This window comes from Chitinophaga sp. SVR4-12A (assembly GCF_056754765.1).
Map to the genome: position 1 here is coordinate 835,422 of NZ_JBPGWP010000001.1, position 13,287 is coordinate 848,708.

At 49.5% G+C, this 13,287-nt stretch carries 10 protein-coding genes; 1 reads left to right on the plus strand and 9 read right to left on the minus strand.

The window, feature by feature from the left end:
- Positions 1-6: 6 nt before the first annotated feature.
- The 7 genes from ACR9Y8_RS03250 to ACR9Y8_RS03280 form a co-directional block, all read right to left on the minus strand.
- The gene (locus tag ACR9Y8_RS03250; RefSeq protein ID WP_481211796.1) at positions 7-843 is read right to left on the minus strand and encodes a universal stress protein; all 837 of its coding nucleotides are present in this window, start codon (positions 841-843) and stop codon (positions 7-9) included.
- Between the two features lie 99 nt (positions 844-942).
- On the minus strand, positions 943-2,043 hold the full coding sequence (locus ACR9Y8_RS03255) for an AI-2E family transporter (RefSeq protein ID WP_481211797.1): 1,101 nt from the start codon (positions 2,041-2,043) through the stop codon (positions 943-945).
- Between the two features lie 40 nt (positions 2,044-2,083).
- Positions 2,084-3,745: a pectate lyase family protein gene (locus ACR9Y8_RS03260; protein ID WP_481211798.1), complete on the minus strand. Its 1,662-nt coding sequence runs from the start codon at positions 3,743-3,745 to the stop codon at positions 2,084-2,086.
- A 150-nt stretch (positions 3,746-3,895) separates the two neighbouring features.
- Positions 3,896-4,663 carry a LytR/AlgR family response regulator transcription factor gene (locus tag ACR9Y8_RS03265; protein WP_481211799.1) on the minus strand — a complete coding sequence of 256 codons (768 nt, stop codon included), beginning with the start codon at positions 4,661-4,663 and terminating at the stop codon, positions 3,896-3,898.
- Between the two features lie 11 nt (positions 4,664-4,674).
- Complete coding sequence (locus ACR9Y8_RS03270) at positions 4,675-5,610, minus strand: sensor histidine kinase (protein ID WP_481211800.1); 936 nt, start codon at positions 5,608-5,610, stop codon at positions 4,675-4,677.
- A 3-nt stretch (positions 5,611-5,613) separates the two neighbouring features.
- Complete coding sequence (locus ACR9Y8_RS03275; protein ID WP_481211801.1) at positions 5,614-6,810, minus strand: hypothetical protein; 1,197 nt, start codon at positions 6,808-6,810, stop codon at positions 5,614-5,616.
- Positions 6,811-6,936: 126 nt separating this feature from the next.
- Positions 6,937-7,689 carry an ankyrin repeat domain-containing protein gene (locus ACR9Y8_RS03280; RefSeq protein ID WP_481211802.1) on the minus strand — a complete coding sequence of 251 codons (753 nt, stop codon included), beginning with the start codon at positions 7,687-7,689 and terminating at the stop codon, positions 6,937-6,939.
- Positions 7,690-7,910: 221 nt separating this feature from the next.
- Here ACR9Y8_RS03280 and ACR9Y8_RS03285 point away from each other — a divergent pair, with 221 nt between their 5' ends.
- Complete coding sequence (locus ACR9Y8_RS03285) at positions 7,911-8,693, plus strand: phytanoyl-CoA dioxygenase family protein (protein WP_481211803.1); 783 nt, start codon at positions 7,911-7,913, stop codon at positions 8,691-8,693.
- Positions 8,694-8,750: 57 nt separating this feature from the next.
- Here the strand turns inward: ACR9Y8_RS03285 and ACR9Y8_RS03290 are convergent, their stop codons facing one another.
- Together ACR9Y8_RS03290 and ACR9Y8_RS03295 are read right to left on the minus strand one after the other, a co-directional pair.
- On the minus strand, positions 8,751-12,383 hold the full coding sequence (locus ACR9Y8_RS03290; protein WP_481211804.1) for an ABC transporter permease/M1 family aminopeptidase: 3,633 nt from the start codon (positions 12,381-12,383) through the stop codon (positions 8,751-8,753).
- A gap of 10 nt (positions 12,384-12,393) precedes the next feature.
- Entirely contained in the window at positions 12,394-13,281 is an 888-nt protein-coding gene (locus tag ACR9Y8_RS03295) for an ABC transporter ATP-binding protein (protein WP_481211805.1), read from the minus strand.
- Between the last annotated feature and the right edge of the window lie 6 nt (positions 13,282-13,287).

Here is a 13,287-nt window from a genome sequence, read left to right on the forward strand (position 1 = left end):
GCAGTATTATTTATTATGTGCGATGAACAAGGGCATTGTCAGCTTCTCCATCAGCTCATCCGCCATGCTGGGACGGAACCAGCGGGAAACCATTCCTCTCCTGTAGGCTCCCAGCACGGCCAGCGTGCCCGCAGGCTGTTGCTGCAGATAAGTAGTAATCGTCGCTTCAGGCCTTCCTTCTATGACTTTATATATGGCTTTGGGAAAATGCCGTTTCATGAATTCTTTCATCAGGCGGTTGTCCGGTAAATGCATTCCATCCCCGGGATCATTAACGGAGAGTACTTCCGTCTCAAGCGGCTGCAGGCAAGGCATCAGATAGCTAAACATTTTTATAGCATATACCGATGAAGGCTCACCATCGTACAACAACACCAATCTTTTGATCTCCTCGTATTTTGGCGGCACTAACATTACCGGGCATTGCACATCGATCAGCAGGTCGCGGATGAACCTTGTAGGAGGCTTATCCTCTTCTGTAACCAGCGTTTCGTCCATGTCAATGATCAGCAGATCCGCATAAATGCTTTCATGCAATATTTCCTGGATAGCAATGTTACGGTCGTGATGTACGCTGTAATTGAGCCCCGCTTCCTGGCAGGCCTGCTCAAAATGCCTGGCGGAGATCTCCCTGATCCTTTCATCCTTTGCTTCCAGTTCCCTGATCTCTGCATTCGTGGCGCCGGCTTTTAACAGTTTGTAGATGCTAAAGCTGTTATAGGTAAAGTCGTCCAGGAAGAGCCCAACCAGGTGAGATGGCTGTTGGCGTGCCACCGCTATGGCGTACCGTAAGGTACTGTCAGAGAACCTCAAACCATCAAAAACGACTACTATTTTTTTCATAGCGCTTATTTTTAGTCAAAGGTATCTGCATGAAATGGTACAGAACAGAATAATGGTTAGGAAAAAAACTGATTAAGGTCAGCAGTTAATTGCGCAATACTATCTTTTTTGAAACAGTGCTTTTACTTTTTCACCGGCCTTTTTAAGCTTCGTTTTCCAGGCCGGATCTTTGCTTTTGTCCTGTCCCATCAAATAGGCATAGGGCTGCAGGGCGGGTACATGATCACAGATGATCCTGGCGATGCCCATTAGTGGTATGGCGAGGATCATCCCGGGAATGCCCCATAACAGCTCGCCTGCAGCCAGCCCTACAATTGTTGCCAGTGGATTTATCCTGACCCCAGCCCCCACCACCAGCGGCTCCAGCAGGTAGGTCTGGATAAACTGCACCAGGCCGTATGTGACCACAACACCTATTATCTGGTTTGTACTCCCTCCCTGGATCAGTGTCATGGCCACCGTCAGCGCCGTGCCGGTAAGATTACCAGCGAATGGAACGATTTCCAGCAGCCCGCAGATAATGGCAAAGAGGATAGGGTTCTTCACACCTGCTATTGAAAAACCAATGCTGTACATTACCCATAAGGAGGCGATCATCACGGATAAGCCGCTAAGATATTGCTGTGCCACTTTCTGTGCCTGGCGGATGGTTGCTAATGCGTTGTTCCTTTGTTCCAGGGGTACCAATCGTACAATGAAGCCTTTTATGCGGCCCCGGAAGTACATAAACAGGAAAATGTATACGAAAACAAGTAACATATTGGCCAGGAAGGGGCCGATCGCGTTGAATACCGCAAGTGCGGCGCTGAAAGAAGAAGACTGTTGCTCTTTGATGATTTCCTGCTGCCGTTCCCGGGAAACACCGAACTCCCGGGCAATGAACTGACGGGCCTGGTGATATCGCTGCGTGAGCTGCTGTTCCAGCTTAGAAGCATCATCCACTATGCCGGACAATTCCCAGCCCACAAAAGAGACCAGCAGCGCCAGAAAGGCCACCAGCGTAAGCATGGAAAGCAGGATAGCCGGCGCCCGGTGAATACCCTTTGACTGTAGCCACTTTGCCAACGGTAGCAGTAACATAGACAACAGACCAGCAAAGGTAAGTGGTACAAAGAACGGCTCGCCAAACACCACAATTACAGTAAGCAACACGAGGATGGACAGGATAGCTGCAGCCTTTATCACTTTTGTGGAATTCATGTCAAAAGCTCAACAATAAGTATACCACTTAACCGTTTCATTATTTCCTGGCGGCAACTTCATTCAGAAATTGCTCGATATTGGTATAACCGTCTTTATCCTTATCCAGGCTGGCATCGGCAGCGTCATTGGCATTCAGGCCATGCTGCTTTTCCCAGCTATCCGGCAGACCATCGTTGTCAGCGTCTTTATAAGCTGTTCCTTTGTATTCGGGATAGCCACCAACCTGGCTGATGTCTGTAATGATGCCCATTTTATAGGAATCAATCGGTAAACGGCGGTGCTCAAACTGTGTTGCCGGTAGCTTTACATCTTTCGGGTAAGTGATCTTGCCTGTTCTTACCTGCTCTATCACGCGGGTGTCTACCGGGTCTCTTTGCGGCAATGTAGCTCCGGCGTTCTTCAATACATAATCGAAGGCCTCTTTTGCGGAAACGATCGTTACCGGCGCCATGGGGAATGGTTTGGTGAAACGCATGTAGTCGGTATACTTTCCGGCGTCGGGCTGGTCCTGGTCATGCTCGTCTTCTACCTGTACACCTCCTGCCCAGTTGTTTTTCGTTATCTCAGGGTATCCGTCCATGATGTTGCCATCTACATAAGCCCGGCCGAATACTTTGTATTTCAGCTTACTGCGGCCCGATTCCGGGTTCAATATGCGGTGGCCTACCAGCGCTGTTTTAGAAGTGGCCGGACCAGGTTTAAAATAGTTGTTGATGATGTTAAACGTAGCGGTATAATCGCCGCCATCCATAGAACGATGGACCCAGTTGAACACTACGTTGTTCACAAAATTGAATGTACCGTTCCAGCCGATGGAGGGATTACGGCCGGTGTTATCTGCCCAGAGGTTGCGTGTGAAGGTGGCGTTCTCGCCACCCAGCGTACTACCGAAAGCGTGGTTCCAGGTATCCAGTCCTTCGGCGAAGATCGAGTGCTGGATCGTCAGGTTCACGGTGGGCATCTTTTGCTCCTGTGTACCGGTGCTGTCATTATACATGTGACGGTACATACTCATGTTCTCGTCCAGGCCCCAGCTGGCCGAAACGTGGTCGATGATAATATTGCCTACGGGGTTACCGCCGATAGCATCGTCACGACGGCCTACATTGGTTTCACCGCGACGGAAGCGCATGTAACGGATGATCACATCATGGGTATTGATCCATACGGATTCCCCGGCTATGCACACGCCATTGCCCGGCGCTGATTGCCCCGCAATGGTAATGTAGGGAGCGCGGATGATCAGCGGGCTTTTCAGACGAATGATACCGGCTACATTGAAGACCACCGTGCGGGCGCCGCCCTGTTCGCAGGCCCAGCGGAAACTGCCCGGGCCATCATCGTTCAGGTTAGTTACCACCAATACTTTTCCGCCGCGGCCACCGAAGCTGAACCTGCCGCCGCCTTCTGCACCCGGGAAGGCCAGGATACTGGCCTGTGGCAGGTCAGAAGGACGGTGCGCCCAGGGGATGAAAGGCTTGCCTTTCCTGGCCTCGGCCTGGATAATGGGCCATGCCTGCTGCCAGGCGGAATCAGAATGACGTTCTGCTGCTTCCATTAGTGCGCCACTGGCGTGGGCTATATCCTGCGGTATTTTTGGATATTGGGCAGATGCGGGCTGCAGGCCGCATACTGTTACCAGCGCCAGTACCAGACTGTATCGCTGGCATATGGCTGTTTTTAAATACGTGAAATTCATCAGCTACTTCTTCTTTTATGATTAGTTTTTAGAATAAACTACTTAGCTGCTTTAAAAAAAGGAGAATTCTGCTGAGAAAAAAACGGGTTTCGGATGTAAGCGGATATTATAAGGATGAGGCGGGATTATTGCATCCTGAACAAACGCGGGTCACTGGTCCAGCCAGTCCTTAAAAAGCGGCGTTTTCTGGCTGCTGATGACGGTTTCCTCGTCGTATTCGGGCACGAGCACCAGTTTAAGGCGGCCTTTGAAATAAGGGTGCACTTCCTTCACGGCATCTATGTGGATGATGAGATTACGGTTAACATGAAAGAACTGGACGGGGTCCAGCATGGTCATTAGTTCATCCAGCGTATAGTCGAGGGGGAAGCGCTGTCCTTCCTTCGTCACCAGCAGGGTAATTTTATTACGGGAATTGAAATACGCAATCTCGCTGCTTTTAATGGCTTTGATCCGGTTGCCTGATTTTACCATGAACCGTGATTTGTAGCTCTGCTGGCTGGTTCTGATGATCTGGATGATCTCATTAAAATGAACGTCGTTGCCGGCAGGTTTCATCTGGGAACGGATGGCCTCCATCTTTTGCAGGCTTTTCTCCAGTTTGGGATATTGTACCGGCTTTAAGAGATAATCGATGCTATGCACCTGGAAAGCGTCCAGTACGTATTGATCGTAGGCGGTACAGAAAATGATGGGACAGCGGACCTCAACCTGTTTAAAGATGTCGAAGCAAAGACCGTCTGACAGGTGAATATCCAGCAGTACCAGGTCGGGCTGCCGGTGATCGGCAAACCAATTGACTGCCTCTTTCACGGAGGACAGGATCGCTAAAGGACGGATACCGGCGTCATACTGCTGTAGCAGGCCTACCAATCGCTCTGCAGCAGGTTCTTCATCTTCAATGATCAATACTTCCATTGGCAGTTATTTTATTCATCTATCTCCAGGAGCGGTAAATCTACTTTAAAAAAATGGTGATCGCAACTGACCTTGATCTCCAGGGCAGACAAATGCTGGTAACGTTTGCGGATATTTTCCAGGCCGGTTTCTGATCTGGTGGCTTGTTCTTTTTGCAAGGGTTGATAGGTATTCTCCACGCTGATCCATTGTGTTCCCTGCAGGTACACCCGGATGTGCAGGGGTTGATCCCTGGAAATAATGTTATGCTTTACGGCGTTCTCCATCAGCATCTGCAGGGATAGCGGCGGGATGCACAGAGCCGCTGTTGTACCAGGAACGTAGGGCATCTCTATCTTTAACGCTTCTCCAAAGCGCTTCTTTAACAAATGACAATAGGCTTTAATAAAGCCCAGTTCTGTATACAGGGGTACCAGCTCTTCTTTTTTGTACTGCAGCACATAGCGGTATACATCTGCAAATTTGTCCAGAAAGTCCTGTGCCTCGTTGCGGTCTTTATCGATCAGGCTGGCCAGCACATTGAGGTTGTTGAACAAAAAGTGCGGGTCCAGCTGCATGCGTAATGAATTGAGCTGTGCCTGCAGGTTGTCTTCCCTGAGCTGGTTGGCCTGTACCTGCGCTTTTTTCCATTGCATCATAAAATAGATGCCGAAGTTAATGGAGAGCACGGGAATGGTAAAGAGCAGGCCATATACGTTCAGCACCATTATTTGTGTAAGATCCGGTGGGGTGCTGTTGGTGGTGATCTTAAAGAGATAATACGTGAGGTTAATGCAGCAAAGGGAATAGAGTGTGCTGACCACCAGCTGGATAAAAAAACGCCTGGTGGTATGCGCCATCCAGGAGATGTTCCTGTCCAGCAGGAGATAAATATATTTATTGCCAAACCATAACAAGAGGAGCACTGTGATGATCCATGCCATGGCTACTAAATAGAAGCTGTTCATGATCTACCTGAAGGAAATTTCTTTTACCTGGCCCCATGGAATATACTGGTACTTCTTATTGGGCAGCCATATGATCAGCCCCCAGTTCTTCTCGCTTACATCGTTGGCCGAGCCTAACAGCAAGGTGCTGTTGTCCTTTAACCTGACCTTGGAATAGTGTTGCCTGTAGGGCGTGATCGTGCTAATATAGTAAAAGGGAATCTGATAATATAGCCCATCCTTATTGCCGTCCAGCAATTCCACGTTCCAATCCTCATCCAGGTCGAACACGCAGGCGCCTTCGTAGTGCCTGTTATCAGTGGTTTGTACGCTGGCATACAGGCGATCCGGTTTAGGGTAATCATCATAAGACAAGCCGATAGCAGGCGTTGCCTGAGGTGTGAAGGAGCGAAATGCTTTCCATTCTATCAGTACCCTTCCATAGATGGGATGCGTTACTACAATACCCTTATTGGCGCTGCTGAGGTCATCCGATTCGCCCAGCTGAATGTTTTCCCCGGATCGTAGTTGCAGCAGCACCTGCTTGTCCTGCTTTTCAATGCGGGCAATGTATGCAAAGGCGTAGCTGACAGGTTCGTTATGAAGCGTCTTTCCGTTCAGCTTGTGCGCACCCAGGTATTTATAGCGGTTCCACTGCACAAAGCCGGTAACCGGTCCGTTGGCGGTGTTTACGGTGCCATAAAGTGGCGCCCATCGCCGGATCTCAGGATCGGCGGGGGTAGTTTTGAAATTCACCCGGCTGATCTCGTCCCATTTAATGGTTTTTGAATCGCCGTCTACGTAAACGACGATATTTTTGCCCAGCTGGGCAGCTTCGTCTTTGTAGGGTATTGCCCTTACTTTGCTACCGTTCCTGAAATAGATCTGCGCCTGGTCTGAGCCGGTGACGTGAATAAAATCGATATCACCAAAGCGGCAGAGGATCTCGTTCTTGCGCTGGGGGAACTTGTCTTCAAATAAGCTCATGAATTTCCAGTCGACCTCCTTCCCTCCTTCTTCGTTGGGCAGGCGCCTGATCTGGGACTCGTCCAGGTATTTAAATATGTTTTGATTGGTGCTTTTCGTAACAGAGAGCACATCGCTCCAGAGGCGTTGTCCACCGCTCCATTTAACAGGGCCGGTGTAGGTTTGCTTATTTTTCAATACTACTTCTGCGTAGATATATCCCTGGTATTGGGCGCTGGCCGGTTTGCATACCATGAAAGTAAAGCAAGTAAGGAGAAATAGCAGCTGAGAAGAAAGCCCCGTCATAAATGTTAAACCATGGATCAGAATGTTTTAAAGATAGCATAATCCAATGCAAGGAGCAAGGTAAAAGGGGATGAGTCAGGATTTAAGGTAACTGAAATCGGATATTGCATTACTAAGTGGGTACAAGGTGTCTAAAACCCTTAACAGTCTTTTATTATTCTTTGCTATTGCCAGCTTCCTGGGCGACATCCCGTCCTTATTTTCGATGTCGGGATCTGCACCATATTGTAACAACAGCCCGGTATGTTCCAGGCCTAGCTGTCTTCTTACTGCATGAAAAAGGGCGGTTTCCCCGTTACAATCAACGGCGTTTACATCGACGCCATTTACCAGCAACCATTTTGCCATATTATACCTTGGCCAGGTATAGGCTGTTATCAGCAGTGTATTAATTCCCGCTTTAGCGGCATTTTCGACGGTATGGCCGTATTGCTGGAATATTTCCGCGCCTGCCACGTCGTCGTTCGCAACAAGGGCCCACATGCAGTTAGGCCCGGTAGCGCCGTTTTGCAACAGCCAGGTATAGAGCATTTCATTTTTACCATGATAACAGGCACACCAGAGTGGCGTAGTGGGGAATGGGGGATGGCCGGCGGGGCCAACGTAATGCACGGCATTCATATCCATACCATTTTGCAGCAGTAGCTGCAGTATTTGCAAAATCGTTGCTGCTTTTAAGGGATCCCCATATGGGCCTGTTTCACAGAGATAATGCAATGCATTTTTACCGCGATCTTCAGACCAGCTTAACCATTGCGGCTCCTCCCGGATCAGGGAGCTGATAAGGTCCAGGTCTAGTTTTTTAATGGCTTGTATAAATTTGTTCATTGCCGTGATACCCGGTTAGGATACGCCTGCCAATAATAGTTATTTTTTATAATATTTTAAGCCCTCCTCCTGTTATGTATTTTTTCTATCTTTACCCCATGAGGATGTCTCCAACACTTTAATACTTCTTTTCATCATCTGGGCAAACGGCCTTTGCATGGGCCGTGAAAACGCTTGCCTATACCCTGGCATATTCATTCCTCATTATCAATTTCACTATCATGAAAGAAGTATTAAATAAAGCGCAGATCGATCATTTCATTCATAAAGGCTTTATCCGGATAGACCATGCATTTGATGCACAAGTGGCAGCAGCGGCACGTCAAATTTTATGGAAAGATATGGGTTGTGAGCCGGATGCTCCTGCTACCTGGACCAAACCGGTTGTCTGGCTGGGTATGTACAGTCAGCCCCCATTTATAGCAGCTGCGAATACACCGGTACTGCATGCTGCGTTCGATCAGCTGGCCGGAGAAGGCAATTGGCAGCGCTGTGGCAGCATGGGCGCTTTCCCGGTGCGTTTTCCTGCAACAGCAGATACAGGTGATACCGGCTGGCATGTAGATGCCAGCTTTCCGGGAGATGATCCGGGAAGCGAATGGCGTGTTAACTGGCGGTCGAAAGGTCGTGCATTACTGATGCTGTTCTTGTTTTCGGACGTGGGTGAGCTCGATGCACCTACTATCATCAGCGCGGGATCTCATATAGAGGTGGCCCGCTTATTAAAGGAGAAAGGTGAACAGGGACTTTCTTTTATGGAGCTGGCTATGCAACTTTCTTCCTTACCTGTAAGAGAGGAGGCGTTGGCAACAGGTAAGGCAGGTACTGTTTATTTGTGTCATCCTTTCCTGGTGCATAGAGCGCAGCTTAACAGGGGTACCGAACCACGGTTCCTGGCGCAGCCACCCTTGCTGCTGAAGCATGATCTGCAACCGGATGGAGATATAGACAGATTGAATCCTGTGGAAGCGGCTATCAGGATGGGATTAGATGGTGTGATTTGACATTAGATAGAAAGGGCTGCAAGTTTTAGGCTTGCAGCCCTTTTAGAACTTCAATATCTACTTTAAATCTTTCCGATCATCACTACCCCGTACATCCAACAACTTCCGCTCCGGATCTATCTGCACAAAAGCCGGCTGTTGATCCGTCTCCAGATCAATAGTATGCTCCCCTGCTGAAAACCGTGCGCTATAAAGCCGGAGTAGCTGCGGCGCTCCTTTGCCGGATGACTTGCCGTACACACCGATATCTACAATATCGTTCATATCGGTTACTTCCCGCTCCTGCCGCTTGTCATCATACTGCAGCTTCCTGATCTTAACCTGCAGGCGGACACGATAGCTGCCACCTTTACGCTCAGCTGTCGCCTCCATCACCTTGTTGTCATAAAAAATGATCTTCTCCCAGGTATCAGTAAGATAATAACGCAAAGAGTCCGGCGTGTGTGCCTTTAGTACAGCATACAAATCATTGGCGCCCGGATAAGGGCCTCCATTCCGGAAAGACCATTTTCCAAGGAATTCCGCGAGCGCTGCATTGAGGGTATCCTCCCCCAGTGTTTCGGCTAAGCCGTATAATACCAGGGCACCTTTCTGATTGGAAATATAAGCCTGGTTACCATACAACAAGGGCGTTTCTACATTAAAGTCTATTCGTCTTCTCCATCCATAATCACTATGCATCCGGTCATATATAGCCCGGGTACCGGCTTTCCCATATTGCTTCTCCATCAAACGTAAAGCAGCATAACTGGCAATTGCCTCGCCAATGATCCTTGCGCCTTCCGTATTATTACCCGCGATCTCGTAATTCCACCACTGCCGGGCAAGCTGTGATGCTGCGTTAAAATAAGGATAGTCTGGCGCCGCGTTTCCACGTAGATCTGCCACCCAGCCCATGTCAGGTTCAGCCAGACCGATCACCCCGGGGACGGAGATCCCGGGTGGACCATAGGCAGGTGTTTCTGCCAGCGCCAGGGAAGCAAATGGATAAGGGCCAAAGGCCTTTGAGAAATAATGCAGGCCATCCTTCAGGGCTGTGTTGAAATGCGAAAGGTTTTTGTCATGCATAGGGCTATAACAAAGCCGGATGGGAACAATCCGTCCGTTCTGCAGTTGTACGGTGTCGGTGCGCATCGCGTACCTGGCCGACATCATTGCATATGGCATATACACCAGCGGACTATCCTGCACGTAATGAAAGTAATGCCGGCCGGCCTTGATCCATTCCTGCTTCAATGCACCCGGCGCCAGGGCCCATTGCCCCTCCGGAACACTCATCAAAATATCTGTGCTCACCAGGTCTGCATTGAAACCATTATAGGTTTCCATTCTTCCTGCCGGATCATCCTGCGGAATACGGATGTATTTTTTCTGCGGCAGGCCATACTCTTTGCGTTCGTCCACCCTCACCAGTTCATCACCCTGATCATAGCCCAGATCCGGCAGATTGCCGTTTGTCAGGATACCGTTATCCAGCAGCTGTGCTGCGTACAAGCCGTTCTGGAAGCCCTTGTAGGCCACCGTACAGCGAAGCTCCAGCGTCATGGTGTCGCCCGGATTCAGGCGGCGGGGCAGCTGGTACACCCGATAGTCTGAAGGCGCCTTTGATGAGCGGAAGCTATTGAATTTTCCCGGCGGGAAATAAAGCGGGCAGGTATAAGACAGTTCCCTATCATTGGCCAGTATCTGATACTCCGCGTTACCACCATCCAGCAGTAAACTATCGATAGGCACTTTCCCTTTGTTGGCAATAGTACAGAAGGCCCTGGTCTCCTGCTTCTTTTGATCGGGCCAGGCGGCTACCTCCATGCGGATCCGGGTAACTTTGGGAAGCGGCAACGCTGCATATTTCTTCATTTTCATTTCTGCGATAGCGGCTCTCTCCTTCCTCTCGCCGGGCGTAAGGTATTCATTCAGGCAGCTTACGTTATAATAGATGTAAGCCCCGGTAGCTAAAAAGGCTACACTCAATGCGATGACCCCGAAACGGGCCATACCGGCAAAGCGTTGTGCCGCCAGCTTCCACTTTTCACGGAAGGCAGAGCGCGTGCCCCGGCTATACCATAAAGAGCCAAGTACCACCAATACCGCGCCGGCCAAAGTCCAATACACGTTATACCACAACAAAGGTTTCACCATATGACCAACGCCATCCATGTCTGATGCCCAGACCCTGGGGACATAGGAATATAGCAACAGGTAATAGTCTGCATAACCAAAGTTGGTAATACCAAAGAGCAAGGCAAAAATGGCAATCGCGATACCATGACCAAGATACTTATTATCAACAGCGATATGAATAGCATAACAAAACAGCACATACTCCAATACACGCGGGATGATCATCACCAATTCGGAAGAGGCATACAACGGCAGGTTATAGGAAGTGTAACCATTTACTACCTGGGTGATCAATCCTATCCATACAGGGGTCAGGGCCAACCCAAGCCCCAGCAAAATAACACTGATCAGCTTTGCACAATTGAAGACCCAGGTGGGAGGCGGCAGGGTGTCATTGATAAAGCTATAGCGGGTCAGCTTTTCCCGGTGAACCGTCTCCCCGGTATAAAATACGATGATCAGGAAAATAAAAAATAAGAATGCTTCTATAAATGCACTCACGAAGTAGACGGTTCGCGGATAGTCCGGTACAGTATAACTACGCGGGCCATGAAAAAAGATAAAGCCCAGAAATATATAGCCGCCTGTGAGTATGATCCAGAAATAGGTATCTCTTACAATGTTGAGCACTTCTATCCTGGCAAGGTTCAGGATCATCTTGCCGTTATAGGCGCCGCCAAATTGCACTTGCAGGCTGCGTGGCTTCCAGCGTTTATCCTTGTCAATGAAGCGCTCTGCGGAAATTTTCTTTGCGCCTGCTCCCCTGAAAAAACGCCCGAAGCTAAAGCGCCAATAGGTAAGCAGGACAATGGCCAGGCCCAGTGACATCCAAAGGATCCTGTTCTGCAGCAGCAGGCCATCAAACATCAGCACGGAGGAATTCAGCTGGGATGGCGGCCAGTCACGCAGCGAAAGCCGCAGTCCGTTCAGCAAAAAAGGATCGCTCAGATAGATCACGTTAAGGTTATGGATATTATTTAAAAAGAAATTTCCGATGAGATAGCCGAGAAAGAGGAACATGGCTCCGCTGTAAATTACTTTCACGGTACGAAAGGCCGATACCAGGCCGAAGAAGAGCGCAGCAGTAAAGAAGAGGTTGGGGAGGACGATCGTCCAATAGGGCTGCCAGTAATAAAGAAAACGGTTAGGCCCGAAGCGCTCAGCCGGCTGTAAATGCAGCAGCGGTCCCAGTAAGCTCCCCAACCAGGCGCCGGCCATAATGGCGGCGCCAGTAAGAGCCACGAATACAAAAGATCCCAGGAACCTTCCCCAGAAATAACCCGGCCTGGTGATGGGATAGGAAAGATAATATTCACTGACGCCATGCTCAATATCCCTGTAAAGCGCAACGCCCATAAAGAAGGCGCTCATCAACATCAGGAAGAAGGACATGAGCGATGCATACTGTATCAGCACCGAAGGCGCATTGATATGCACACCATCTCCCGCTGGCACATCTCCCTTGCAAAAGGTGATAACAGAGAAAACAAGCACAAGGAAGAGATAGCAATAAAAGGCGGGACGGCTAAGCCGGTATTTTATTTCGAATAAAAACAATTCGATGAACATAGGATCATATTTAAAGGGTATTCACGTCCATTTTTGTGGCGATATAGGTGAAATACACATCCTCCAGGCTGGGTTCAGCGGGCATAAAGCCGTTGCCGGGATTGTCATCGCTCCTGATCCTGATATGCAAATGCCCGGCTTTTAGTTGTGTGCTGATGATCGGGTATTGCTGCCGGTACGATGCAATCTCATCCTGACGGATCTTCCGGGAATAAATCTTCCCTTCCAGTGCAGCAACGGCGGCTTCCGGCTCGCCGCTATAGAGCACTTCCCCGTGGCAAATAATAGCGAAACGCGAGCACAGCGTACTCACATCTTCTACGATGTGTGTGGAAAGAATGACAATCGTCTGCTCTCCCAACTGGCTCAGGAGGTTGTAAAAGCGGTTGCGCTCCGCGGGATCAAGTCCCGCTGTGGGCTCATCCACAATGATCAGTTGCGGATTGCCCACCAGTGCCTGTGCAATGCCCCAACGCTGCTTCATTCCTCCTGAATAAGTACCCAGCCTGCGGTGACGTTCTTTATAGAGATTCACTTTATCCAGCAAACCCAGTACAAGATCTTTACGCTCCGCAGCTGCCCCTACCCCTTTGAGCCGGGCCACATGATCCAACATCTGCAAAGCGGATATACGCGGATAAATACCGAATTCCTGGGGCAGATAACCCAGCCGTTTTCTCAGTCCGGATTTATCGGTGAGCACATTGATATCGTCCAGGCTTATGCTTCCGGAGTCTGGCTCCTGTAGGGTGGCGATGGTGCGCATCAGCGAGGATTTACCTGCGCCATTGGGCCCGAGCAGGCCAAACATACCGTTCTCCAACGTAAGGGAAACGTTGTGAATAGCGCGCACGCCATTAGAATAGGTTTTGGATAACCTATCAATAGTAAGCTTCATGAAATA

What these genes read in the sequence shown, in the direction of transcription:
- ACR9Y8_RS03285 (WP_481211803.1), top strand. Translation starts at nt 7,911, where the DNA reads ATGAAAGAAGTATTAAATAAAGCGCAGATCGATCATTTCATTCATAAA.
- ACR9Y8_RS03275 (WP_481211801.1), bottom strand. Translation starts at nt 6,810, where the DNA reads ATGGTATGCAAACCGGCCAGCGCCCAATACCAGGGATATATCTACGCA.
- ACR9Y8_RS03295 (WP_481211805.1), bottom strand. Translation starts at nt 13,281, where the DNA reads ATGAAGCTTACTATTGATAGGTTATCCAAAACCTATTCTAATGGCGTG.
- ACR9Y8_RS03260 (WP_481211798.1), bottom strand. Translation starts at nt 3,745, where the DNA reads ATGAATTTCACGTATTTAAAAACAGCCATATGCCAGCGATACAGTCTG.
- ACR9Y8_RS03270 (WP_481211800.1), bottom strand. Translation starts at nt 5,610, where the DNA reads ATGAACAGCTTCTATTTAGTAGCCATGGCATGGATCATCACAGTGCTC.
- ACR9Y8_RS03250 (WP_481211796.1), bottom strand. Translation starts at nt 843, where the DNA reads ATGAAAAAAATAGTAGTCGTTTTTGATGGTTTGAGGTTCTCTGACAGT.
- ACR9Y8_RS03265 (WP_481211799.1), bottom strand. Translation starts at nt 4,663, where the DNA reads ATGGAAGTATTGATCATTGAAGATGAAGAACCTGCTGCAGAGCGATTG.
- ACR9Y8_RS03280 (WP_481211802.1), bottom strand. Translation starts at nt 7,689, where the DNA reads ATGAACAAATTTATACAAGCCATTAAAAAACTAGACCTGGACCTTATC.
- ACR9Y8_RS03255 (WP_481211797.1), bottom strand. Translation starts at nt 2,043, where the DNA reads ATGAATTCCACAAAAGTGATAAAGGCTGCAGCTATCCTGTCCATCCTC.
- ACR9Y8_RS03290 (WP_481211804.1), bottom strand. Translation starts at nt 12,383, where the DNA reads ATGTTCATCGAATTGTTTTTATTCGAAATAAAATACCGGCTTAGCCGT.